Raw genomic sequence first — 24,563 nt, forward strand, 5'->3', positions numbered from 1 at the left:
CCCCTAGGCGGCGAACATGCCGGTCTGAGCGATGAGCCGGAGCAGGGCCAGGTCGTCGACGTCCATGTCCTGCGCGTACGCGTCGAACAGCTCACCGGCGCGCCTGCGGTTGACCTCGCGGGTGTGCCGGGCCGTCCAGCCGAGCGGCGGACGCAGCAGCAGCGACCACAGCGGGAGCAGCCGCGCGCCGCGCCGCAGCTTCTCGGTGAACCCGCCGACGCCGAAGTCGATCTCCTGCAGATGCCGGGCCAGGCCCATCCTGACCGGGGCGTGCGACTGCAACACCGCCTGCTCGGCGAAGTGGCCGGTGCGCCGGGGGTCGAGCGTGATGCGGTGGGCGACCAGGCCGTCGCCGTGCTGGAAGACCAGCCGGTAGCCGATCGTGACGCCGTTGTGCGTGCAGAGGATCACGTGAGCCGCGCCCGCGAGCGGCGAGGCGAGATAGCGGCGCAGCTCGCGCTCGGCCGCCGTGGCCTCCTTGGGCGTGGGGTGCAGGCGGGCCAGGTCGGGCAGCAGGGCCGCCGTCAGCGGCAGCACCTTGATCGCCCGCGCGCCGTCGGCGAACACGCGCTCCTCGCGCCGGGCCAGCGTCCGGCTCGACCGCTGGAGCGCGCCCAGGTGCTCCTCGAAGGTGGCGCCCTGGATCCGCATGACGGTCCGCGCGTGGGTCAGGATGAGGGGCGCGCGCGGGAAGTAGCGGGTCAGCCGCCCGGCCGTGGGCCCGTCGAGGTAGAGCACGGCGGCCGTGCCGTCGTCGGGCATGGCGTACTGGACGGCCCGTGCCCACAGGTGCTCGTCGTCCGGGTGGCAGACGGGCACCGTGCGGTATCCGGCCGTCGCGCCGATGAGCGTGACCCGCCCCCACGCCTCGGGGGTGCACAACCGTCCGCCCCGCAACATCGAGCCGAACAACCGGGCCGGGTCGAGCATCGGCCGGACGGGGGCCCGGTCGTAGTGGCTGACGGGCACCACGGTCCGCAGCGACGGCCGCCCCGCGCCGCCCACCCAGCCGAGGACCACGCCGTGCCAGGCGGCCGCGTCCGGGTCGGCGTGCGCCTGGTGCCAGGCCCGGCCGTTGAAGAACCCCGCGGCGGTACGGGGGGCGAGCTCGTCCCACCGCGCCGGAGCCGACCGGAGGGGCGCGGTGGTCAGCCGCACCTCCTCGACGCCCGGCCGCTTCGGCGCCTCCTCGTAGAAGGAGACGGCCGCCGTCGAACCCCCGGCCCTCATCGAACGGCCTTCGCCATGCTGGGCGGCATCACCGGCCGGCTGTCAGCCGGAGGAGCCGGTTCGGGCGCCTCTTCGGGTTCCGCCTCCGGGGACGGCTGCGGGGCGGGCGGCGCCTGCGGGGGCAGGGGCGTGGAGAAGGGCGTCAGCGCGGGCAACGGCTCCGACCGGTCCTGCGACGGCTGGAGCGCCGGGGCCCGATCGGCCGACGGAGACGGCACCGAGGCAGGCGGCGCCTGCGGCGTGGCGGCCTCCACGAGGGGCGGTTCCGGCTTGTCCTGCGACGCCCGGCGAAGCATGGCCTGCCGCGCGGCGCTCTCCACGGGCAACGGAGCCGAGTGCGGCATCGGGCCGCGCGGCGACTCAGGCGGTTCCGGCGTGGACCGCGGGGCCTGGGCGGACGGCGGCAGGGGCGTGGGGGCCGGCACGGGGGACGGCATCGGGTTCGGCAGGGGCCCGGGCCTGGTGTGCGCCCCTGGGACCGACGGCAGCGGGGGGATGTACTGCGGCGCGGCGGCCTGCACCGGCAGCGGAGTCGAGTAGGGCATCGAGGCGGGCAGCGGCTCGGGCGTGGTGTGCGGCGCCGAGGCCGGCAACGGCTGGGGTGTCGTGTGCGCGGCGGACCTCGGCTGCGGAACGGCCGTCCGGGCCGGCTGGGTGGCCGATTGAGGCACCGCCGTCTGGGTGACCGGCGGGGGTGCCTGGACCTGCGGCGGCTGGAGGGCCGCGAACGGGACCAGTTCGGGTCTGGCGGGCGCGGGTGCCGGGCTCAGGGGCGGTGGAAGGGTCGGCTGGAGGTCGAGGGCCGGTTCCGGTTCGCGGATCCGCTGGATCGACGGGGGCAGGAAGGGCCATTCGGCCGGGATGTACAGGTGGGCGGCGCGCATGTGGGCGGCCCTCAGGTGGGCGGCGCGCAGGGCGCACTCGCGGGGGTTGCGGCCGGTGACGACGGCCCGGCCGCCGGGCTCGTAGCGTTCGAGCCAGCCCGCGTACGGCAGGTCGTCGTCGAGGTCGGCCAGGCGGGGCGCGCGGATGTCGACGGGGGTGACGATCGCGGCGCGGCGCTGGCGGTGCCGGGTGGCCTCCGGTTCGCGGCCGCAGCTGATGGCCGCGGCGGCGGCCGGGAGGTTGACCCCGGTGACCAGCTCGACGACGTGGCACAGCAGCGGGTCGGGCGGCCCGGCCCGCAGGTCCGTCACGATGGCGCCCTCGTCGGACAGCAGCAGGCCGACGCCGCAGTGCCCGTCCTGGACGCCCACGGCCGCCACCGCGGTGGCGATGACCGCGGCCGTGTCGGCGTCCTCCAGGAGCGGGTCGGCGGCGTCGACGATGTCGTACTCGCCGAACCGGCGGATCACCGCGACGCCGAGCGGCGCGCCCGAACGGACCCAGCACTCCACAGTGACCGGTGCGCCCACCGGAACCTCCTCGACGAGAACGGCGCCGCTGTCACCGGTCGCGGCCCGGGCGCCGGCGAATCCGGCGGGGATGCCGGCGAGATCGTCCACGCGTCGCCGGGACAGGTTCCCTCCGGGGGTCCGGGCGACGAAGAGGACGGGGCAGCCGATGAGCTGGGCGGCCCGGTTCGCCTCTTCGGGTGAGACGGCGAGGATCGACCGCGGGGTGCGCATGCCCCCGGCGGCGAGCAGGACCTGGGTGCTGAGGGGGTCGGCGCTGCCGATGGCGGCCGTCTCCCCGAAGGAGGGCAGCCCCAGCCGCACGGCGGCCGCCGCCGCGACCTCCTGGTAGCGCGGCTCCCAGCAGATGAGGCCGTCGACGCGGCGGGAGAAGCCCTCGACGGCGGCGGCGACCGCGGACGGGGTCATGGCCGGAACCCGCAACCGGTCGGTGTGGCCGGACCGGCCGGCGGAGACGTCGTCGGTGTCGACGAGCACGACGTCGAAGCCGCCCTGGCGGACCTGGGCCAGCAGCGACGCCGCGTCCTCGGACCCGCCGGAGCCCACCAGGGCCACGGTGCCGCGGTGGGGGGTGGGGAAGCGCGCGCCGCCGCGGTGCGGCCAGGGAACCCGCCGGGCCAGCGCCCGGCCGGTCACGACGCGACGTCCGGTCAGTCCGTCCCTTTCGCCGTTCATAACGAACAGGTATTGCACGTTCACTTGACTGCCGCCTTTACGAAGGAGGGTTCGCGCGGACTTGATGCAAATGATGTTGGAAGTATTGACAGGCAGATGTCAAGAAGAATTGTGACGGAGGGTGAAATGCATATCTGCCGTGATCCTTTTACACGACAAAACCCCACATACTAGGACAATCCGGACTCACGTCACATAAGCAACTCGCATTTCTGTAAAGGAATTTGACAAGAAGTCTTACAGCCTGACCGATACCCCGACCTGCAGTGACGACGTGCTGGAACGCGACAGCGCAAGGGTGACCGAAATCCGAACCTATTGCGAAAGCGCAGAAAGTAATTAAGATCTCAACTTGTGTCAGATAGTTTGTCAGAACGGGAAAGGAGGGTCATATGAGCATCCCGGCCGACGCCGTGACCCGAATGGTCCTCACCAACGACGGATCAACGACGCAATTGCTTTCCGCGTTACTCGGTGTACCGCTGCGCGTCCGTGTGCTCGACCAGCGGGGGCTGCCGTCCTCGCAAGTACGGCCCCGCGCGGCCGTCAAGGCACTCGTGGCCGGCGAGGGCGACGAACCGCTCGTCGTCCGTAAATCGCAACTCGTCCGCCCGGACGGCAGGGCCATCTCGGTCAACACGGTGATCATGACGTCGAGTCATCTGGTCGCCCGCAGCATCGTCGACGGCGGGGGCACCCCCCTCGGCCGGGTGCTGCAGGGGGCCGTCGAACAGCGTCGGGTGATCACCGAGACCGGCTGCCGGATGGGCGAATGGGGCGGTGTCGGCCGGCCCAGCGTCTACCGCTCGTATCTCGTCTTCGCTGGAGGCAGGCCATTCCTCCACGTAGAAGAGCAGTTCCACCCCGCGATCGTGACGCCCATCCGGGACCTCCCCCTGCTGGAGGAGGACCCCCGGCCGTGGCCCGCGAAGAAACGTCCAGCGCACCCCCGCCGAGGACCCGCGATGCAGACGTACATCAGTGACACCCTGGTCTCCCTCCCCCAACCCGCCGCACCCTCCCGCAAGCCGGCCGAATGAGCGTTCTCACCCAGCGGCGCGGCGACGACGGCCTTCCCCCGTTGCTCACCGACCCGCCCCGCCGCCTCCGGGGGCGCGGACGACCGGCGCCCAGCTCGCACAAGCGCAAGACCACCTACCTGCCCGTCATCGTGTGCGCCGGCATCATGGGCATCACCATGGCCGACACGCTCGCCGCCACCCTCGGCGTGCCGCAACTCGCCGAGAGCGGCTTCGGCCCCCGGTCACCGATCGACGTCCAGTGGCTGCTGACCGCCTTCGCCCTCCCGTACGCGGCGCTGCTGCCCGTCGGGGGGCGGCTCGCCGACGTGTTCGGCCCGCGGCGGCTGCTCACCATCGGACTGTCCCTGTTCTCCCTCGCGGCGTTCTGCACGGTCGTCACACCCATGTGGAGCCTGCTGCTCGCCGCCCGCGCCGCACAGGGACTCGGCGCCGCCCTCATGGTCCCCGCCTCGCTGGCGATGCTGCTGGCGACGGTGCCCACCACCCGCAGAGCCGCCGCCATCGGCGTCTGGAGCGCGTCCACCGGAGTCGCCGGCACGCTCATGTACGCCCTCGGCGGCTGGTTCAGCCAGAACATGGAGATCGGCTGGCGCGTGCTGTTCGTGCCCAGCGCGTTCCTCACCCTGCTCCTGCTGACGCTGTCGATGACGCTCCCCCGCCCGCCCCACACCCGTGGCGCGGTGCCCGACATCATCGGCTGCCTCCTGCTGGGCGCCGCCCTCGCGATGCTCACCTGGGCGATCGTCCAGTTCCCCCGCCGGGGCTGGGACCCGTACGTCATCGGCGCGGTGTCCGGAGGGACGCTGATGCTGCTGGCGACGATGGCCCGCTCGGCCCACCACAAGGCCCCCGCCATCGACCTCGGTCTGTGGCGCAAGGGCCGCTTCGCCCTCGCCGGAACCCTCTCGGCCCTGTACGGCCTGGTCTCCCTCCCGATCCTGGTGATCATGCCGCTGTTCCTCGGCCAGGCCATGTTCCGGTCGCCGGAGCTGATCGGCGCCGCCATCGCGCCCAACGCGGCCGGTGTCCTCATCGGCAGCGTCATCGCCGGCGGCCTGATCAAGCGCCGGGGCCCGCGCGTGGTCATCTACCTGGGCGCGGTCATCATCGCCGGAAGCTGCATCGGCCTGCTGCAACTGGTCGTCGGCACCGGCAGGCCGCTCGACGTCCTGCATGTGTGGTTGCCGCTGAACGCCGCGCTGGGCCTCGGCTTCGGCCTGCTCAACGCGGGCTCGTCGGCCGCCGCCGCGCTGACCGCCGGCCCGGAGCGCTACGCCACCGCGGTCGGCGCGACCATGTCCGTCCGCCAGGTGGGCGGCACGATCGGCATCGCCGTCACGGTGGTCCTGCTCGAACGCCCCCTGGTGGAGGCGCCGATGCCCGGCTACACGAGCGTCATCCTCGGGTCACTGGCCCTCGCGGTCTTCGCGGGCTGCCTGGGCCTGTTCTTCGGCGCCACGAAGCCCCCGGCGTCGGCCCGTTCCGCCAAACGCACCCCGAACCGCCCCGAACCCCGCCCGGCCCCCCGTCCCGGACCCAGTCTCGAAGCCCGTCCCGAAGCACGTCCCGCACCCCGCCCCGACCGTCCGGTCGCCCGCACCCCCGTCCACCCGCCGATCCCCCTGCCGCGCCGGGCCGTCCCCATGTCGGCCCCGGTCGGCGACGAGGTCGCGGCCGAGATGCTGCGCACCCTCAAAGAGACGACCAACCGCATCAACCTCATCGCCGACGTCCTGCTGGACCAGCAGCGACCGACCCGGTGACCCGCGAAACCAGCCTGCCCGGTGACCCGCTGCTCGCGTCACCGGGCAGGCTCTCGCGTGTCAGGCGGTGATGCGCTCCACGACCAGGGGCAGCAGGCCCGGGTCGGAGTTGTCGGTCACCTCGTAGGCGCCGTCCAGCGACTCCAGCGCGCGCTCGAACCGCGCCGTCTCGTCGGCGTGCAGGGTCATCAGCGGCTGGCCCGCGCGCACGATGTCGCCCGGCTTCGCGTGCAGGACGATCCCCGCGCCGAACGACACCGGGTCCTCCTTGCGGGCGCGGCCCGCGCCGAGCCGCCAGGCCGCCACGCCGACGCCCAGGGCGTCGAGGGTGGTCAGGACGCCCGAAGCGGGGGCGGTGATCTCCATCGTCTCGGCGGCGCGCGGGAGCAGGGCGTCGGGGTCGCCGCCCTGGGCGGTGATCATGCGGCGCCAGGCGTCCATCGCCGAGCCGTCCTTCAAGGCCACCGCCGGGTCCTTGCCCGAGACGCCGGCCGCCTCCAGCATCTCGCGGGCCAGTGTCAGCGTCAGTTCGACCACGTCGGCGGGGCCGCCGCCGGACAGGACCTCGATCGACTCCTCGACCTCCAGGGCGTTGCCGATCTTCAGGCCGAGCGGGCGGTCCATGGCCGTGAGCAGGGCCACGGTGCGCACTCCGGCGTCGGTGCCCAGTTCGACCATCGTGCGGGCCAGTTCGCGGGCGTCGGACACGTTCTTCATGAACGCGCCGGAGCCGACCTTCACGTCCAGGACCAGCGATCCGGTGCCTTCGGCGATCTTCTTGGACATGATCGAGGAGGCGATCAGCGGGATCGACTCCACCGTTCCGGTCACGTCGCGGAGGGCGTACAGCTTCTTGTCGGCGGGGGCCAGGCCCGAGCCGGCCGCGCAGACGACCGCGCCCGCCGAGCGGATGACGGCGAGCATCTCCTCGTTCGACAACGACGCCGTCCAGCCGGGGATCGACTCCAGTTTGTCGAGCGTGCCGCCGGTGTGGCCGAGGCCCCGGCCGGACAACTGCGGGACGTAGGCGCCGCAGGCCGCCACCAGCGGCGCCAGCGGCAGGGTGATCTTGTCGCCGACGCCGCCGGTCGAGTGCTTGTCGGCGGTCGGGCGGTCGAGCATCGACCAGTCCATCCGCTCGCCCGAGCGGATCATCGCGGCGGTCCAGTCGGCGATCTCGCGGCGGTTCATCCCGTTCAGGAGGATGGCCATCGCCAGGGACGACATCTGCTCGTCGGCGATCGAACCGGACGTATAGGCGTCGATCACCCAGTCGATCTGGGCGGCCGAAAGCTCGCCCCTGTCACGTTTGGTGACGATGATGTCGATCGCGTCGAATGCCATTACTTCCCCGAAAGATCGTCAGGCCCGAAGGCGAACGGCAGGAACTTCGCCATCGGCCACGGCCCCTCCGGCGTCTCCACCAGGAGTTCGGGGCCGCCGTGCTCGAACAGCAGTTGCCGGCAGCGCCCGCACGGCATCAGCAGCTCCTCGTGCCCGTCGACGCAGGTGAACGCCACCAGCCGGCCGCCGCCCGAGGCGTGCAGGGCCGACACCAGGCCGCACTCCGCGCACAGGCCGATGCCGTAGGAGGCGTTCTCCACGTTGCAGCCGGTCACGATCCGGCCGTCGTCCACCAGCGCCGCCGCGCCCACGGGGAAGTGGCTGTACGGCGCGTACGCGTGCCGCATGGCCTCCCCCGCCGCGGCGCGCAAGGCGTCCCAGTCGATTCGCGTCATTTCGCCTGTCCCCTTCGATAAGGCAACCCGTCGGCGGCCGGCATCCGCAGCCGTTGCGAGGCCAGCGACAACACCAGCAGCGTCGTCAGGTGCGGCGTGAACGACGTGAACTGCTCGGGGATCGTGTCGGTGACCGCGAAGACGACCAGGACCGCGATGGCCGCCACACCGGTCAGCAGGGCGGCCCTCGACCGCTGCTGCTTCACGAACTGCCAGATCGCCACCGCCACCAGCAGCAGCGCCACGACCAGCAGCAGCGCGTGCACCGAGGTGCCGCCCTGCCGGAGCTGGAGCGCGTCGGTGTAACCGAACAGGCCCGCGCCGGCCGCCAGGCCGCCCGGACGCCAGTTGCCGAAGATGACCGTCGCCAGGCCGATGAAGCCGCGTCCACCGGTCTGTCCCTCACGGTAGGTGCCCGCCGCCACGATCGCCAGGAACGCCCCGCCGAGGCCGGCGAAGGCGCCGGAGGCAAGGACCGCCACGTACTTGTAGAAGTAGACGTTGACGCCGAGCGACTCGGCCGCGACCGGCCGCTCGCCGACCGACCGCAGGCGCAGGCCGAAGGCGGTGCGCCACAACAACCAGAAGGTCAGCGGTACGAGCACCACGCCCAGCAGCGTGAACAGCGACACGTTCTGGGTGAGGCCGCGCAGCACCCCGGCCAGGTCGGAGATGAAGAACCAGTGCTGGGATTCCAGATCCTGGAGCGGGCCGCCGATTCCGGGGATGGAGACGGTCTGCATCACGGGGACCCGCGGCGACTGCGTGTCGCCGCCGCCCGACATCTCGGCGAAGACCAGCGTCGACAGGTACTTCGTCACGCCCAGGCCGAGGATGTTCAGCGCCACACCGGAGACGACGTGGTCGACCCCGAAGGTCACGGTCGCGACGGCGTGCAGAGCCGCGCCCAGCAACCCGCCGACCGCCCCGGCGAGCACGCCGGCCCATGGGTTCCCGGTCACGATCGCGCCCCACGCGCCGAACCAGGTGCCGAGGATCATGATGCCCTCAAGGCCGATGTTGACCACGCCGGCCCGCTCCGACCACAGGCCGCCGAGCCCGGCGAGGCCGATCGGCACGGCCGCCATCAGGGCCGCGCCGATCGCGCCGCCCGAGGTGATGTCGTTCGCGCCGGTGAGCACCCGGGCGACGGAGAGCAGGAACAGCAGCGCCAGCAGCCCCAGGAGGAGGATCTGCCAGGTCAGCCTGAACTTCCGCGCGGAGGGCGCGGCGGCGGGGGCGGCCGTCGTCGTCGTGGTGGTCATGCCGTCGCTCCTTCCTTCTGCGGGGTGGACGCTGCGCCGGCCAGCTCGCGGCTGACCCGCTTCTGCTCGGCGACACTGCGGTAGCGGTGCGCGAGTTCATACGCGATGACCACGGAGAGCACGATCACGCCCTGCATGATCGTGACGATCTCGGGTGAGATCTTGTGGAGGCCGAGGATGTTGGCCGAGACGTCGAGGAAGGCCCAGAGCAGCGCTCCGAACGCGATGCCGACGGGGTTGTTGCGGCCGAGCAGCGCGATGGCGATCCCGGTGAAGCCGAGACCGGGCTGGAAGTCCAGGCTGTAGCTGTACGACGCCCCGAGCAACTGCGGCATGCCGATCAGGCCCGCCATCCCGCCCGAGATCAGCATGGCGTACACGACCATGCGTTTGACGTTGACCCCGCTGGCGACGGCGGCGGCCTCGGACCGGCCGGTGGCGCGCAGGTCGAACCCGAACCGAGTGGTGTTGAGCAGCACGTGGAAGCCGATGCCGACGGCGACGGCGAGGAAGATGAGACCGAACACCTTCAACGACGAACCGGGGACCAGCGTGAGACCGGGGACCTGCCCGGAGGCCGCGATCGGCGGCGTGCCGATGTTGTTGCTGCCCGCGACCGGAACGGCCCACTGGGCCAGCAGGTAGGCGCCAAGGCCGGTGGCGATGGTGTTCAGCATGATGGTCGAGATGACCTCGCTGACGCCCCGCGTCGCCTTGAGCACACCCGCGATGCCCGCCCAGGCCGCGCCGACCAGCATCGCGACCAGGATGATCAGGATCGGGTGGAACGGCGCGGGCAGCGTGACCGCACCGCCGACCGCCGCCGCGACCAGAGCCGCCAGACGGTATTGACCGTCGACGCCGATGTTGAAGAGGTTCATGCGGAAGCCGAGGGCCACCGCGAGCGCCGACAGGTAGTACGTCGTGGCGTTGTTCAGGATCAGCACGAGCGACCGGGGCTGCGAGCCGTAGTCGACCATCGTCGTGAGGGTGTCGAGCACCGGGTTGCCGGTGAGGGCGAGCACGATCGAGGTGACGACCCCGGCGAACAGGATCGCCAGGATCGGCGCGGCCAGCGACACCCAGCCGCTCAGTCTCACCCGCCCGAGCAGGCGATCGGTGAATGTCGAGCTCATGCTTCCTCCCCGGCGCCCGTCATCGCGGAACCGAGTTGTTCGGGGGTGACGGTCGCGGGGTCGAACTCGGCGACGAGGGACCCGCGGTGGATGACCTTCAGCCAGTCGGACAGGCCGATCAGCTCGTCGAGGTCGGCCGAGATGAGCAGCACCGCGAGCCCGGCCGCGCGGGCGGTCCGCAGGTGGTCCCAGATGGCCGCCTGGGCGCCGACGTCGACGCCCCGGGTCGGGTGGGCGGCGATGAGCAGCTTCGGCTCACCGCTCATCTCCCGGCCGACGATGAGCTTCTGCTGGTTGCCGCCGGACAGGGCGGAGGCGAGGACGTCGATGCCGGGGGTGCGCACGTCGTACTGCTCGACGATGCGCTGGGTGTCGGCGCGGGCGCCCCTGCGGTTGATCCACCAGCCCCGGACGTTGACCTTCTCCTTCATGTGGCCGAGGATCCGGTTCTCCCAGAGGGGGGCCTCCAGGATCAGGCCGTGGCGGTGGCGGTCTTCGGGGATGTAGCCGATCCCGGCCTCGCGGCGGCGCAGCGTCGTCCAGGTGGTGATCTCCTCGCCGGCCAGCGTGATCGTGCCGGCGGAGGGCCGGATGCCCATGATCGCCTCGACCAGTTCGGCCTGGCCGTTGCCCTCGACGCCGGCGATGCCCAGAACCTCGCCCTTGTGGATGGTCAGGGTCACGTCGTCGAGCACCCTGCGCTCGCCCTCGGCGCCGATCGTCAGGCCGGTCACCTGGAGCGCGACCACGTCGGTGACCGTCGACTCGCGGGTCTCGGGGCTCGGCAGCTCGCTGCCGACCATCAGCTCGGCGAGCTGGCGGGCGGTCACGCTCGCGGGGTCGACCTCGGCGACGGTGGTGCCGCGGCGGATGACCGTGATCGCGTCGGCGACCTTCAGCACCTCGTCGAGGTGGTGGGAGATGAAGATGATGGTGATGCCCTCGCGGACCAGGCCGTGGAGGTTCTCGAAGAGCTCGTCGACCTCGTGCGGCACGAGCACCGCGGTCGGCTCGTCGAGGATCAGGATGCGGGCGCCCCGGTAGAGCACCTTGAGGATCTCCACCCGCTGGCGGGTGCCCACGCCGATGTCCTCGACCAGGACGTCGGGGTCGACGCCCAGGCCGTAGGCGTCGGAGATCTCCTTGATCTTCTTGCGGGCGGCGGCGAAGTCGAGGGCCAGGCCGCCCTTCCTCGGCTCGCTGCCGAGGATCACGTTCTCCAGCACGGTGAGGTTGTCGGCCAGCATGAAGTGCTGGTGCACCATGCCGATTCCGGCCGAGATCGCGTCACCCGGGGTGTGGAAGGTCACCGGCGAACCGTTGACGCGGATCTCGCCCTCGTCGGGGCGCTGCATGCCGTAGAGGATCTTCATGAGGGTCGACTTGCCGGCGCCGTTCTCCCCCACGATGGCGTGGATGTGCCCCTTCTGGACCGTCAGGCTGATGTCGCGGTTGGCGACGACGCCGGGGAACCTCTTGGTGATCCCCTCAAGCTGGACGGCGACCTCGGAGACGGTGGTCTCGGTGCTGATGCTGGCCTCCTGCGTAAGCGTGCCGAGAGGCCCGGTGGTGAACACCGGGCCTCTCAACGGTCACGTCGCCGTGTCATTCCTTGGGAACGGTGATCTCACCGCTCGAGATCTTGGCCTTGTAGTCGTCGAGCTGCGTCTTGATGTCGTCGACCTTGCCGCCGGTCGTCGAGTAGTCGACGCCGCCCGCCGCGAGGTCGTACACCTTGGAGCCGGCCACCACGGAGTTGGTGGTGTAGCTCTTGATGAAGTCGAACACCGCGACGTCGACCTTCTTCAGCATCGAGGTGATGATGACGTCGGCGACGGTCGGGTCGGCGGTCTTGGCCTGGTCGGAGTCGACGCCGATCGCCATGCCGCCCGCGGCCTTGGCGGCCTCGAAGACGCCCGCGCCCGAACCGCCGGCGGCCTGGTAGACCACGTCGGCGCCGGCGTCGAACATGCCCTCGGCGGCGGTCTTGCCCTTGGCCGGGTCGCCGAAGCCGGAGAAGTCCGGCGGCTGGGTCAGGTACTTGGCCTGGATCTTGATGTCCGGCTTGACGGCCTTGGCGCCCGCCTCGAAACCGGCCTGGAACTTCTTGATCAGGGGGACCTCGACGCCGCCGACGAAGCCGACGTTGCCCTTGGTCGACTTCAGCGCCGCCGCCGCGCCGACCAGGAACGAGCCCTGCTCCTCGGCGAAGACCAGGTTGGAGACGTTGGGCAGCTTGTTGGCCTCGTCGTCGACGATGGCGAACTTGGTGTCGGGGAACTCGGCCGCGACCTTGGCGACCGACGCGGAGTAGGCGAAGCCGACCGCGATGACCGGGTTGAAGCCGCCCGAGGCGAGCAGCCGCAGGCGCTCCTCCTTGGCCGACTCGGCCTCGCCGTTGCCGGCCTCCAGCTCGTTGATCTCGACGCCGAGCTCGGCCACGGCCTTGTCGAGGCCGGCCGCGGCGGAGTCGTTGAAGGACTGGTCGCCACGGCCGCCGATGTCGTACGCGAGCCCGACCTTGACGCCCGAGGCCGCGGGGGCCGACGCGCCGTCGGTCGGCGCGGCGCTGGGGGCGCCCTCGGTGGTGTCGCCGCCGCCACAGGCGGCGGCGGCAAGCAGCATCGCACCGGCGGCGGCACCGGCGACGACCTTGCCAAAACGATTGCGGAGCAAGGTGGGACTCCCCTTCCGTGACGTTCACTTCCGTCGCACGCGCGAACAGAACGCACGGCAACCTGCACGGAAGATAGTTGTTCGGGAAGGATGCTCAAAACGCCAGCACAGCTCCGCAATCAGCCTGTTATGCAGCTCACGCCACCTTGTGACCGATCAGGTGACCGATCAGGCGAGCAGCGCCTCCGACTCCGAGCCCCGGCGGACCGCCGTGCGCTGGCCGTCCCACAGGGCGGTCAGGGCCGTCGCGGCCAGCACCCGGACGCCGACGCCCACGCAGCGCTCGTCGACGTCGAAGGTGGCCTGGTGGATGTCGAAGTCGCGGTTGTCGCCCGGGGTGCGCACGCCCAGGCGGGCCAGCGCGCCGGGGATCGACTCCAGGTACCACGCGAAGTCCTCGCCGCCGAGCGACTGCGACGTCGGGGCGGGCGCGTCGGGCCCGAGGACCTGGATCGCGGCGTCGCGGAACATCTGCACGCTTCCGGCGTCGTTGACCGTCGGCGGCACGCCGCGCCGGTAGTCGAGCTCGGCCTCGACGCCATAGGCGCCCGCGACGCCGTCGAGCAGCGCCTTGATCAGGTCGGGGGCGGCGTGCCAGGCCTCGTCCTCCAGGCACCGGACGGTGCCCTCGATCACCCCGTCCTCGGGGATCACGTTGCCGACCGAGCCCGCCTGCACGCGGCCCCAGACCAGGGACAACGACGAGCGCGGGTCGACCCGGCGGCTGAGGGCCGCGGGCAGTTCGGTGACGATCTTCGCGAGGGCGTAGACGAGGTCGGCGGTCAGGTGGGGCCGGGCCGTGTGGCCGCCCGGCCCGCGCAGGCGGACGGTGAGCCGGTCGCACGCCGCGGTGATGCCGCCGGAGCGCAGGCCGAGCTGGCCGACCTCCAGGCGCGGGTCGCAGTGCAGCGCGAACACCCGGTCGAGGCCGCTGATGCCGCCGGCCGCCATGACCTCCAGGGCGCCCTCGACGATCTCCTCGGCGGGCTGGAAGATCAGCCGGACCCGGCCCGGCAGCAGCCCGGCGGCGGCCTGGCGGGCCAGGAAGACGCCGGTGCCCGCGAGGATCGCGGTGTGCACGTCGTGGCCGCAGGCGTGGCAGCGGCCGGGCTGGAGCGAACGGTAGGGCACGTCCTTCTCGTCGGGCATGGCGAGGGCGTCCATGTCGGCGCGCAGGCCGATCGTGGGGCCGCCGCCGGAGCCGATGTCGCACAGGATGCCGGTGCCCCGGGGCAGGATCTGGGGCTCCAGACCTGCCCCCTTCAGCAGGTCGACGACCTTGCCGGTGGTGCGGTGCTCGTTGAACGCGAGCTCGGGGTGCATGTGAAGGTCGCGGCGCAGCGCGACGAGCTCACTCTCGTGAGCGGCGAGGAAGGCGTCGAGCTCCCCCGTCAGACCATGTCCCTCGGGAGACTCCGTCTCCTGATCATGTCCCTGCATGATCTGCTCCATCTGCCTTCCTCGCGGTGACGAACCGGTCTTGGGCCAGCTCGGTAATGGTCGCGTCGACAACGTCTTCAAGAGTTCCACCGGCGGCGATGATTCCCCGCTGCCGCTCGCACGAGCTGCCCTGTTCGAGCACGTCGCCCAGAACGGCCAGCTCATCGGCGCAGCCGAGCCTCTCGGCCACCGGTTCGAGTTCTCGCTGGAGTTCGTACAGCATGTCGCGCAGCGGGGCGGTCGAGCCCTTGTCGTCGGTGACGACGACGGCGTCCAGCCCGTAGCGGGTGGCCCGCCACTTGTTGTCGCGCACGACCCACGCGGCCGGGCTGGGAAGCTTGTAGCCCCGGTCGAGCTGCTGGTCGAACTGTGTCACGAGGCACTGGGACAAGGCGGTCACCATGCCGACCTCGCGGAGGGTCGGGATGCCGTCGAACATGCGGATCTCGATCGTGCCGAAGTCGGGATGGGGCCGGATGTCCCACCAGACCTCTTTGATGCTCTTGATCGTGCCGGCACGAATCAGGGTCTCCATGTAGTCCTCGAACTCCGACCAGTCCGCCAGTAAATGCGGCGGCCCGGCCGTGGGCAGTGCCCCAAAAACGATTGCCCGGCTGGAGGCGAGCCCGGTGTCTTGGCCGCCCCAGAACGGGCTGGAGGTCGTCAACGCCAGGAAATGAGGCAGGTAGGCCGCAAGTGCGTTGACTATAGGAATGACTTTATCTCGTTCCCGCACCCCGACGTGAACATGTACGCCGAATGTTTGGATGCGCCATGCCAGCCACTGCATCTCCTCGACGAGTTCGAGGTAGCGCTGGTTCGGCGAGTACTCCGCGTCCCGCCAGTCGCTGATCGCGTGGGTTCCGGTGCAGGCCAGCGCGATGCCCCGCGGCTCGGCGACCTCCCGGAGCCGGTTCAGGCTCCGCTCCAGATCCTGTACGGCCTCCGCCGCGGTGTGGCAGATGTCCGTCACGATCTCGATCTGCGACTGCATGAGTTCGTGCATGGCCTTGGGCCGGGCGTTCTCGCTCAGATCGGGCACCGCGGCGAGGATCTCGCGCGCGTCCTGCCGGAGTCTGCGCGTGTGCGTGTCGACGAGCTGTAGCTCCCACTCGACGCCCAGAGTCGCACCGCGGGACGGATTGAACTCGATCGGCACAACAACCTCCATAGTCCATCGTCTCAGGCACTGTCACCCGACGTGGCGTTAATCGGCCAAACCGAAAGCCCACATCCGATCAAGGCCCCTTGTACATCGTGACCTCTCATCCCGAATCGGCCAACTGCCCCCAAACGGTCTTTCAACCAGTAGGGTCCAATGCGTACGGCTGCGATCTTTGGGGGATCTTTCGCGACATGCGTAGATGTACGAGTGCCCTCAGCCTTGCCGTGCTCACGGCCGGACTGGTGGCGGGCGCCCAGCCGGCCGCGCTGGCGGCCGACGCGATCGGCGGGCCGCAACTCGCCGGCTCCGGGCTCATCGTCCCGGCGGGGGTGCAGGCGCCGCCCAAGACCAAGGCGAGCTCGTACGTCATCGCCGACGCCGACACCGGCGAGGTGCTGGCGGCCAAGAACCCCCACGGGAGGTTCCTGCCGGCCAGCACACTGAAGGCTCTGACCGCCCTCACGCTGATCCCGCTGCTCGACAGGAACAAGACGGTCAAGCCGAGCCACGCCGCCGTCAACGAGGAGGGCAGCGCCGTCGGCCTCGTGCCCAAGCCGATCTACAAGGTCCACGACCTGCTCAGAGCGCTGATGATGGTCAGCGGCAACGACTGCGCCAACGCCCTGGCCGAGGCCAACGGCGGCATGCGGGAGACCCTGGCCGACATGAACGAGGTCGCCCGGCGCCTCCAGGCCAACGACACGGTCGCCAAGACCCCCAGCGGCCTCGACAAGCCGGGGCAGAGCAGCTCGGCGTACGACCTGGCGCTGATCGCCCGCGCGGGCCTGAAGCTGAAGGACTTCCGCGAGTACATCTCCACCAAGACCGCCAAGTTCCCGGCCCCGAAGGGCCACTACGAGATCGGCAACCACAACAAGATGTTGTGGACCTACGACGGCATGCTCGGCGTCAAGAACGGCTGGACGTCCAAGGCCTTCGGCAGCTTCGTCGGCGCGGCCAAGCGCGACGGCCACACGATCATCGTGTCGGTCATGCGCCACGAGGAGTCGTTCTGGAAGGACGTCGAGGAGCTCATGAACTGGGGCTTCGCCAACCGCGGCAGGAACGCCGCCGTGGGCGCCCTGGTCGAGCCGCTGCCCGACCGGCCGACCCCGGCCCCCTCGGCCCTGGCCGCCGAGAAGGCCCCGGTGCCCGAGGGCAACGCCGCCGTGTCGGCGCCCGCCGCCCGGGAGACGGGCTCGGGCACGATGGCCACGATCGTCCTGGGCGGCGGCCTGGTCGCCGGGGTGGGCCTGCTCGGCTGGGGCATCCGCCGCAAACGGCGTCAGTCGCCGACGGCCTCGTCGTAGCCGTCGTGGGTGGCCGGGGGCGGTGACGGCTCCGGCGGCGGGCCCAGGGTGGCGGTGGCCGTCCAGGCGGCGGAGTAGAAGACCACCCGGGCCGACAGGTTGATCCACAGCAGCAGCCCGACCATGACGGTGAACGTGCCGTAGAGCGTGTTGTTCGACAGGGTGTGCGACAGGAGCAGCGTCGCGAACTGCTTGAGCACGCCGAACAGCACCGCGCCGACCACCGCCCCACGCAGGATCACCCCGAACGGCTGGGCGGGCCGGGCCAGCCAGCCGAACATGACCAGGAAGACGAGGGTGTCGGCGGCCAGCGAGGCGACGATCCCGGCGACGGCAAGACCGGCCGTGCCGAGCCACGACCCGCCGATCCCGAACCAGTCGGCCACCGTGCCGGCGGCGCCGCCGGCCGCGCCGCTGACGACGGTCGAGAGGATCACCGCCACTCCGATGAGGACCAGCGCGACGAGGTCGTGCAGCTTGGCGAGCGGGAAGCTGACCGGGGGCTCGCGGTTCATCCAGATGTCGCGCAGGGCGGTGCGCAGCGTGTCGACCCCGCCCAGGCCGGAGTAGAGCAGGCCGACGAGGCCGATGACCGTGGCGGCGCCGCGGGCCTCGGCCAGGTAGCTCAGGTCGAGCTTGTCGGCCAGGCCGGGGAGTTGCTCGTTGATCGCCCGGTTCAGGGTCGTCAGCGCGTCGGGCCGGAAGGTCACGACGTAGCCGAACACCGCGAAGGCCAGCGCGATGACCGGGAAGAACGACAGGAACGCGAAGTAGGTCACCGCGCCGGCGAGCCGGTCGCCGTGCATGATCTGGTAGCGGTGGATCGTCCGGATGAGATGGTCGACCCACCGCCAGCGGATGCGGGCGCGCTCGGTTCTGTCGCGCGCCCACGCCTTGGCGGCCTCGATCGACCTCGTCGACGAACTGATCACGCCGGGGTACTACCCCCGCCGAGGTCAGTGAGTCGGCAGGAAGCCCATCGCGTCGCGGGCCTTCTCCATGGTCTCCTGCGCCACCGCGCGGGCCTTGGCGGCGCCGATCGCCAGCATGCGGTCGAGCTCGGCCTCGTTGGCGAGCAGCTTCTCGGCCCGCTCGCGGATCGGGGCGAAGGTCTCGATGACGGCCTCGGCGACGTCCTTCTTGAAGGTGCCGTAGCCCGCGCCGACGTAGCGCGCCTCAAGCTCGGGGATCGTCGTGCCGGTCAGCGCCGACAGGATGCGCAGCAGGTTGGTGACGCCCGGCTTGTTCTCGTCGTCGGCGACGATGTCGGTGCCGGTGTCGGTGACCGCCCGCATGACCTTCTTGCGCAGCGTGCCCGGCTCCTCCAGCACGTCGAGGATGCCCTGCGGGCTCGACGACGACTTCGACATCTTCGCCGTCGGGTCCTGGAGGTCGGTGATCTTCTCGACTTCCTTCACGATGTAGGGGTTGGGCAGCGTGAAGGTCGCCCCGTAGCGCGTGTTGAAGCGCTGGGCGAGGTCGCGGGTCAGCTCGATGTGCTGCTTCTGGTCGGCGCCCACCGGGACCTGGTCGGTCTGGTAGAGCAGGATGTCGGCGGCCTGGAGGATCGGGTAGGTGAACAGGCCCACCGAGGCCGAACCCTCGCCGTATTTGGCCGACTTGTCTTTGAACTGGGTCATCCGGCCGGCCTCGCCCATGCCGGTCATGCAGATGAGCATCCAGGCCAGCTCGGCGTGTTCCCGCACGTGGCTTTGCACGAAGACGGCCGACCGCTCGGGGTCGAGGCCGCAGGCGAAGAGCTGGGCGGCGGCGACGCGGGTGCGGGTGCGCAACTCGGCGGCGCTCGGCGTGACCGTGATCGCGTGGAGGTCGACGACCATGTAGAACGCGTCGTGGGTCTCCTGCAGCGGGACCCACTGGCGGACCGCGCCCAGGTAGTTGCCGAGGTGGAACGAGTCCGACGTGGGCTGGATGCCGGAAAGAACACGAGGGCGAGCCATGACGACATTCTTCCAGCAACCCCGGCCTGGTCGCGACGATTTACGCCTCCGGGGTGGCGGGGGTGACCCGGACCCGGGAGATCCGCCGCCCGTCCATCTCCGTCACCGTCAGGCGCGCGCCGGGCACCTCCACGGCCTCGCCGACGACGGGCAGGTGGCCCAGCTTCGCCATCAGGAACCCGCCGATGGTCTCGTAGGGCCCCTCGGGGAGCCCGATGCCGATCTCGGTATGGGCGTCGACCAGCCGGAGCAGGCCCTCGACCTCGACGTCGCCCGCGATGCGGCGGATGCCGGGCTCCTCGTGGTCGTATTCGTCGCGGATGTCGCCGATCAGCTCCTCGACCAGGTCCTCCAGGGTGACGATGCCGGCCGTGCCGCCGTACTCGTCGACCACGATGGCCAGGTGGTGGCCCTCGTCGCGCATCTCCGACAGGGTGGCCAGCACCCTTTTGGTGCCCGGGACCTGCTTGACCGGGCGGATCGGCACGACCTCGGAGATCGGGTCGATCCGGCCGGTGAGCACCGGGTCGAGCAGGTCGCGAACGTGGACGAACCCGACGACCTCGTCATAGGAGTTGCGGTAGACGGGGAACCGCGAGTGCGGCAGCGAGGCGACCAGCACCGCCGCCTCGGCCAGGGTGGTGTCGGCCGCCATGAACTCCACCTCGGTGCGCGGCAGCATCACCTCCCGCAACTGCCGTTTGCCGGCCGCGAACACCTCGGCGATCAGGTGCCGCTCGTCGGCGGTCAGCTCGGCGTGCCCGGCGACCATGTCGCGCAGTTCCTCTATCGTCATCGCCTCGCGGTCGGCCTTGGGGTTGCCGCCGAGCAGCCGCACCACGCCGTCGGTCGACTTCGACAACGCCCAGATGACCGGGCGCGACAACGCCGCGATCCGGTCGACGAACGGCGCGACCAGCAGCGCCAGGCCCTCGGCCCGCTGGAGCGCCAGGCGCTTGGGCACCAGCTCGCCGAGCACGAGGGAGACGTACGAGATGGCGAGGGTCACCACCAGCAGGGCGACCAGCGGCGCGGCCGACTCGGGCAGGCCCCAGCCCTCCAGGGCGGGGGTCAGCTCCCCCGCGAGCGTGTCGGCGCCGAAGGCGGCCGAGAGCATGCTCGCCACGGTGACGCCGATCTGGACCGCCGACAGGAACCTGTTGGGGTCGCGGGCGAGCTTGGCCACCCTGGCGCCCCGGCGGCCGAGCTTCTCCAGCCGCCGCACCTGGCTCTCCCGCAGCGAGACGAGGGCCATCTCGGCCGCCGCGAAGTAGCCCCCGATCAGGATGAACACCAGGACGAGGGCGATGTTGGCCGCGAGACTGTTCACTGGAATGTTTCCGCCTTGGCGACTTCCGATGACGAGAGACCTGAAAGCGTACTCAGTGCGCGGCTAGGCTGGGCGTCGTACAAAAACGAACATAGTCGAACGGAATCCAACGTGAAGCTACTGGTTACCGGAGGCGCGGGCTACATCGGCAGCGTGACGGCGGCGCAGCTCGTCGAGGCGGGACACGAGGTCACCGTGCTCGACGACCTCTCGACCGGCCACGCCGACGCGGTGCCCGACGGCGCGCGGTTCGTCGAGGGTTCCTTCATGGAGCCGGGCGATCTGTCCGGGTTCGACGCGGTGCTCCACTTCGCGGCCAAGAGCCTGGTCGGTGAGTCCGTCGAGAGACCCGCACTCTACTGGTCGCACAACCTGGGCGGCACGCTGCGCCTCCTGGAGGCCATGCGCAAGGGCGGCGTCGGCCACATCGTCTTCTCCTCCACCGCCGCCACCTACGGCGAGCCCGAGAACACGCCGATCCGGGAGACCGACCCGACCCGGCCCACCAACCCCTACGGGGCCTCGAAGCTGGCCGTCGACACCACCCTGACCGCCTTCGCCGGGATGTACGGCATCGGCGCGGTCAGCCTGCGCTACTTCAACGTCGCCGGCGCCTACGGCCGCTTCCGCGAACGCCACGTGATCGAGACCCACCTGATCCCCAACGTGCTCAAGGTCGCGCTCGGCGAGCGCGAGTCGATCAGCCTGTTCGGCGGCGACTACCCCACGCCCGACGGCACATGCGTGCGCGACTACGTGCACGTCTCCGACGTCGCCAACGCCCATCTGCTGGCGCTGGCGGCCTGTGAGAGGGGCGTCCACAAGATCTTCAACCTCGGCAACGGGGCCGGCTTCTCCAACCAGCAGGTCGTGGACGTCTGCCGCGAGGTCACCGGCCACCCGATCCCCTCGGCCATCGCGCCCCGGCGGGCGGGCGACCCGGCGGTGCTGGTCGCGTCGTCGGAGCTGATCCAGAAGGAACTGGGCTGGCAGCCCGAGCACAGCGGGCTGACCTCGATCGTCGAAGACGCGTGGCGAGCAGTTCGGTAATTGTCCGGATTCGCAGCGTGAAAATGTGATTGGGTCTCGGCTATGAGGCGAGTGCTGGCATATGCGGGAATCACGCTGCTCGTCCTGCTGGGCAGCCTCGCCTCGGCCGCGGGGGTGGTGTTCGCCACCGGCGGCGCCTACATGATCAGCGGGACGCCGCCCTGCCCCTGAGCTTCATCGAGGCCTGGTTGTTGGCGGGATGGCGGTCGCCGCGCCCCTGGGAGCGCACGATCGCCGTCACCGCGCCCTTGCCGCGCCGCACCGCCAGCCGGAACCAGGCCGTGCCCCCGGGCCGGATCGTCGGCACCACGCAGCCGGTCCGGCCGCCGCAGCGGGCCCCGTCGACGAAGACCATCGCGTCGCGCACCACCCGCGGCCCCCTGTTCCGGACGGCGGCGTGCACGGTCGTCCGGTGGCCGCTGCGCCGCGCGGCGGAGAGCCGCACGGTCAGGTCGGCGCCCTCGTCGACCTTGGTGAACGACTCGGCCTCGTTGTCGGTCTCGTGGCCGTCGAGCACCTCGGAGGTCAGCCGGGCCTGGACGTGCAGCGGGCCGAGGGCGTTCGGGCGCACCAGACCGGTGATCACCACCCCGCCCGACTTGCCGGCCGCCACGTCCTTGGACGAACGGCACACGACCTCGGACAGGCCCCGGCCGGGCCGGCACTCGGCGACGTCCACACTCACGATCGTGAAGTCCGTCGGCACGCGGACCGTCAGCGTGGGCAGCACCGCGTCACCCGGGCCGCCGTTCCTCACCTGGACGTTGTAGGTCAGCGGCTGGCCGGGCTGGGCGACCTTGGGATGGGCCACGATGGACACCGACAGGTCGGCGCCGCCCCACTGGCTCTCGTGCCCGCCGGGCCCGGCCGCCAGCGCGGGATCGGCGAGGACCCCCGAGACGAGGAAAGCGACCCCCGCGACCATCCATCGACGCATGGCACCAATTGAACGTGCGGGGCGTCGAGATGATCGTTCGGACACGCTACCGTCGACCCCATGGAAGGGACACGGGACGGCAAAGTCCGCGCCCTGCTCTACGACGTCACCACGGTCCTGCTGCTGACCTTCGGCGGCGTGCTGTTCGTGGTCGGCTGGCTGGTCGGCGCCTACCTGCTGCTCGCCTCCCGGCGCTGGCGTCCATGGGAGAAGGCGCTCGGCCTGCTGGTGTGGCCGCTGGGCGTGTTGTGGGTGTACGTCGTCCCGCTCGTCCTGTTCAGTTGCGAGACCGTCGTGGTCGACGGCACGCCGTTCCGGACCACCTGCCCCGACTACGCCGACTGGCTGACTCCGACGGCGATGGGGGCCGCGTTCGCGCTGGAGGTCCTGGTGATGATCGTCCTGCTGCTGCGGCCCCGGCGGCGCGGTTAGCGGCAGGGCACCTTGACGGGAATCCTGCGGTCGGGGGTGAAGACGGCGTTGCCGAAGAACTTGTCGAGCAGGCCCCGGGCGGTGCCCGAGTCGAACAGCTTGACGATGGCGGTGCGGACCGCCTCACAGGTCTCGACGTCGCCCTTCGGCACCCCGACCGAGTAACGCGCCGAGCCGACGCCGAGGCCGAGCACCCGGTATTTCACCGACTCGCGGTCGGCGAACCCGGCGAGCATGAGGTCGTCGCCGGGGAAGGCGTCGACCTCGCCTCTCCGCAGCATGTCCATGCACACCCCCGCATCGCCCGCCTTGACCTCGTTCATGGCGATGCCCTGGCCGGAGAGCCACTTCAGGATCTCGGCGGCGTTGGTGCCGGGGCGGACGCACAGCCGCTTGCCCCGCAGGTCGGCCGCGGACCTGATGTTCGAGTCGTCGGCCACCAGCACGTCGTTCCGCGCCTGGTAGTAAGGTCCCGCGAGGGTGACCCAGTCGTTTCTGGACGTTTCCCACGCATAGGTCGCCACGACCATGTCGACCGTGCCGTTGTTCAGCGCGTCCACGCGGTTGTAGGCCGACACCTCCCGGACCTCCACGCTCTTCGCGCCGAGCTCCTTGGCGAGATAGCGGCCGACCTCGACCTCGAACCCCGTCGGCGTCTCGTCGCCGGGGCCGAAGCCGACGCCGGGCAGGTCGCCCTTGACCCCGATCGTGAGCTTCCCCGTCCGCTTGGCCTTCTCCAGCACCGACGCGTAGGGGCCCGAACGGCTCGGCGAGGGGCTCTCCTTCGGGGCGGCGTCGGGCGAGTTGACCATCAGGGTCACCACGACCGCGACCCCGCCGAGCACCATCGCGGCGGCGACCGCCATGGAGGCCGGCAGCCACCACTTCGCCCGTTTCGACGGCGACGGCGGCTTCTGCGGCGGCGCCGGCACCCGGAACTCCCGGGTCTCGTCCTCGACGTCCTTGCCCCCGACGTCCTTCACCACGGGGAACGGGCCGGTCTCGGGGTTGGCCACCAGCGCGCCCTGGGTCATCACCACGGTCGAGGCGTCGCCGGTCTCGGGGTGGCCGAGCAGCCGCAGCAGGATCTGCCCCGCCGTCGGCCGGTCGGCCGGCCGCTTGCTCACGCTCGCCGCCACCACGCCGCGCAGCGGCTCGGGCAGCGGGCTCAGGTCGATGTCGTGGTTGAGGATCCGGTTCAGCACCGCCGCGATCGACTTCGCCCCGAACGCGGCCTGCCCGGTGGCGGCGTAGGCGATCGTCGCGCCCCACGCGAACACGTCGGTGAAGGGTCCGACGTCGTCCCCGGACACCTGTTCCGGCGCCATGTACGCCGGTGTGCCGATCGCCCGGCTGGTGATGGTGCCCGTGGAGTCGAGGATGCGGGAGATGCCGAAGTCGACCACCCGGGGCCCGTCGGTGGCCAGCAGCACGTTGTCGGGCTTGAAGTCGCGGTGGATGATGCCCGCCTGGTGGATGGCGGTCAGCGCGGTCGCGGTGCCGACGGCGAGGCGTTCGAGTTCGGCGCCGCTCATCGGGCCCGACCGGTCGATCTGCTCGCGCAGCGACGGGCCGTCGATGTACTCGCTGGCGATGTAGGGGGTGTCGCCTTCGAGATCGGCGGCGATCACGCGGGCCGTGCAGAAACTGGCGACGCGTTCGGCGGCCCGCAGTTCCCGCGCGAAGCGGGAGCGGGCCATGGCGTCGCCGGTGAACTTGACGTGCAGCAGTTTCACCGCGGCCCGCTCACCCGAAGGATCGGTGCCGAGGTAGACGGTCCCCTGGCCGCCCTCGCCGATCCGCCCGGACAGGGTGAAGGGACCGAGCTGTTTCGGGTCCCCCGACCCGAGCGGCTCGATCATGAATGAGTCCCACGCTTCTTTAGGCAGATTCCCGGCGCGAGCCCCGGCCGCCTTCGGCCGTCCGAGTCTCGCTTTTCGTCATCATTTGGCCAGGCTGACTTTACGGCAAACACAAGAGCCGCCCACCGGGGAAA

The 24,563-nt window shown here is 70.9% G+C and carries 21 protein-coding genes; 6 read left to right on the top strand and 15 right to left on the bottom strand.

The window, feature by feature from the left end; all coding sequences use genetic code 11:
• Positions 1-3: 3 nt before the first annotated feature.
• On the bottom strand, positions 4-1,230 hold the full coding sequence (locus tag AW273_RS02910; RefSeq protein ID WP_062344869.1) for a GNAT family N-acetyltransferase: 1,227 nt from the start codon (positions 1,228-1,230) through the stop codon (positions 4-6).
• On the bottom strand, positions 1,227-3,320 hold the full coding sequence (locus AW273_RS02915; RefSeq protein ID WP_157555532.1) for a hypothetical protein: 2,094 nt from the start codon (positions 3,318-3,320) through the stop codon (positions 1,227-1,229). The genes AW273_RS02910 and AW273_RS02915 overlap by 4 nt, the downstream gene beginning before the upstream one ends.
• Positions 3,321-3,712: 392 nt before the next feature.
• Here AW273_RS02915 and AW273_RS02920 point away from each other — a divergent pair, with 392 nt between their 5' ends.
• Together AW273_RS02920 and AW273_RS02925 are read left to right on the top strand one after the other, a co-directional pair.
• Entirely contained in the window at positions 3,713-4,360 is a 648-nt protein-coding gene (locus AW273_RS02920; RefSeq protein ID WP_062344873.1) for a chorismate pyruvate-lyase family protein, read from the top strand.
• The gene (locus AW273_RS02925; protein WP_062344875.1) at positions 4,357-6,126 is read left to right on the top strand and encodes an MFS transporter; all 1,770 of its coding nucleotides are present in this window, start codon (positions 4,357-4,359) and stop codon (positions 6,124-6,126) included. Before AW273_RS02920 ends, AW273_RS02925 begins: the two co-directional genes overlap by 4 nt.
• A gap of 60 nt (positions 6,127-6,186) precedes the next feature.
• Here AW273_RS02925 and AW273_RS02930 read toward each other — a convergent pair whose 3' ends face one another.
• The 8 genes from AW273_RS02930 to AW273_RS02965 form a co-directional block, all read right to left on the bottom strand.
• Complete coding sequence (locus tag AW273_RS02930) at positions 6,187-7,470, bottom strand: thymidine phosphorylase (protein WP_062344877.1); 1,284 nt, start codon at positions 7,468-7,470, stop codon at positions 6,187-6,189.
• Positions 7,470-7,865: a cytidine deaminase gene (locus tag AW273_RS02935; protein WP_062344879.1), complete on the bottom strand. Its 396-nt coding sequence runs from the start codon at positions 7,863-7,865 to the stop codon at positions 7,470-7,472. Before AW273_RS02935 ends, AW273_RS02930 begins: the two co-directional genes overlap by 1 nt.
• Positions 7,862-9,130, bottom strand: coding sequence for an ABC transporter permease (locus tag AW273_RS02940; RefSeq protein ID WP_062344881.1), 1,269 nt, complete (start codon positions 9,128-9,130; stop codon positions 7,862-7,864). The genes AW273_RS02935 and AW273_RS02940 overlap by 4 nt, the downstream gene beginning before the upstream one ends.
• Complete coding sequence (locus AW273_RS02945; protein WP_062344883.1) at positions 9,127-10,266, bottom strand: ABC transporter permease; 1,140 nt, start codon at positions 10,264-10,266, stop codon at positions 9,127-9,129. The genes AW273_RS02940 and AW273_RS02945 overlap by 4 nt, the downstream gene beginning before the upstream one ends.
• Entirely contained in the window at positions 10,263-11,798 is a 1,536-nt protein-coding gene (locus AW273_RS02950; RefSeq protein ID WP_062345427.1) for an ABC transporter ATP-binding protein, read from the bottom strand. The genes AW273_RS02945 and AW273_RS02950 overlap by 4 nt, the downstream gene beginning before the upstream one ends.
• A 73-nt stretch (positions 11,799-11,871) precedes the next feature.
• The gene (locus AW273_RS02955; RefSeq protein WP_198167975.1) at positions 11,872-12,942 is read right to left on the bottom strand and encodes a BMP family lipoprotein; all 1,071 of its coding nucleotides are present in this window, start codon (positions 12,940-12,942) and stop codon (positions 11,872-11,874) included.
• Between the two features lie 168 nt (positions 12,943-13,110).
• The gene (locus AW273_RS02960) at positions 13,111-14,382 is read right to left on the bottom strand and encodes an amidohydrolase (RefSeq protein ID WP_062345428.1); all 1,272 of its coding nucleotides are present in this window, start codon (positions 14,380-14,382) and stop codon (positions 13,111-13,113) included.
• Entirely contained in the window at positions 14,369-15,541 is a 1,173-nt protein-coding gene (locus tag AW273_RS02965; protein ID WP_062345431.1) for a glutamate--cysteine ligase, read from the bottom strand. Before AW273_RS02965 ends, AW273_RS02960 begins: the two co-directional genes overlap by 14 nt.
• Positions 15,542-15,771: 230 nt before the next feature.
• On the opposite strand from AW273_RS02965, the gene AW273_RS02970 reads away from it, so the two are divergent.
• Complete coding sequence (locus AW273_RS02970) at positions 15,772-16,857, top strand: D-alanyl-D-alanine carboxypeptidase family protein (protein WP_062344887.1); 1,086 nt, start codon at positions 15,772-15,774, stop codon at positions 16,855-16,857.
• Here AW273_RS02970 and AW273_RS02975 read toward each other — a convergent pair.
• The 3 genes from AW273_RS02975 to AW273_RS02985 are packed head-to-tail and all read right to left on the bottom strand — an operon-like array spanning position 16,833 to position 20,148.
• Positions 16,833-17,789, bottom strand: a complete 957-nt coding sequence (locus AW273_RS02975) for a YihY/virulence factor BrkB family protein (protein WP_232327037.1) — start codon at positions 17,787-17,789, stop codon at positions 16,833-16,835. The two genes, AW273_RS02970 and AW273_RS02975, sit on opposite strands and share 25 nt — an antisense overlap.
• A gap of 24 nt (positions 17,790-17,813) precedes the next feature.
• Positions 17,814-18,818 carry a tryptophan--tRNA ligase gene (trpS, locus tag AW273_RS02980; protein WP_062344889.1) on the bottom strand — a complete coding sequence of 335 codons (1,005 nt, stop codon included), beginning with the start codon at positions 18,816-18,818 and terminating at the stop codon, positions 17,814-17,816.
• Positions 18,819-18,858: 40 nt separating this feature from the next.
• Complete coding sequence (locus tag AW273_RS02985) at positions 18,859-20,148, bottom strand: hemolysin family protein (RefSeq protein ID WP_062344891.1); 1,290 nt, start codon at positions 20,146-20,148, stop codon at positions 18,859-18,861.
• A gap of 111 nt (positions 20,149-20,259) precedes the next feature.
• Here AW273_RS02985 and galE point away from each other — a divergent pair, with 111 nt between their 5' ends.
• A complete protein-coding gene (gene galE / locus AW273_RS02990; protein ID WP_062344893.1) occupies positions 20,260-21,198 on the top strand; it encodes a UDP-glucose 4-epimerase GalE in 939 nt (312 codons plus the stop codon).
• A 42-nt stretch (positions 21,199-21,240) separates the two neighbouring features.
• Positions 21,241-21,369 carry a hypothetical protein gene (locus tag AW273_RS39015; RefSeq protein ID WP_269750208.1) on the top strand — a complete coding sequence of 43 codons (129 nt, stop codon included), beginning with the start codon at positions 21,241-21,243 and terminating at the stop codon, positions 21,367-21,369.
• On the opposite strand, the gene AW273_RS02995 is transcribed toward AW273_RS39015, so the two are convergent.
• A complete protein-coding gene (locus AW273_RS02995; protein ID WP_157555533.1) occupies positions 21,344-22,135 on the bottom strand; it encodes a DUF11 domain-containing protein in 792 nt (263 codons plus the stop codon). The genes AW273_RS39015 and AW273_RS02995 overlap by 26 nt on opposite strands.
• Positions 22,136-22,195: 60 nt before the next feature.
• On the opposite strand from AW273_RS02995, the gene AW273_RS03000 reads away from it, so the two are divergent.
• Complete coding sequence (locus tag AW273_RS03000) at positions 22,196-22,567, top strand: hypothetical protein (protein ID WP_062344896.1); 372 nt, start codon at positions 22,196-22,198, stop codon at positions 22,565-22,567.
• Here the strand turns inward: AW273_RS03000 and AW273_RS03005 are convergent.
• Positions 22,564-24,429, bottom strand: coding sequence for a serine/threonine-protein kinase (locus AW273_RS03005; protein ID WP_062344898.1), 1,866 nt, complete (start codon positions 24,427-24,429; stop codon positions 22,564-22,566). The two genes, AW273_RS03000 and AW273_RS03005, sit on opposite strands and share 4 nt — an antisense overlap.
• Positions 24,430-24,563 lie beyond the last annotated feature (134 nt).

It is taken from the genome of Herbidospora yilanensis, assembly GCF_001570565.1.
Classification (GTDB): Bacteria; Actinomycetota; Actinomycetes; order Streptosporangiales; family Streptosporangiaceae; genus Herbidospora; species Herbidospora yilanensis.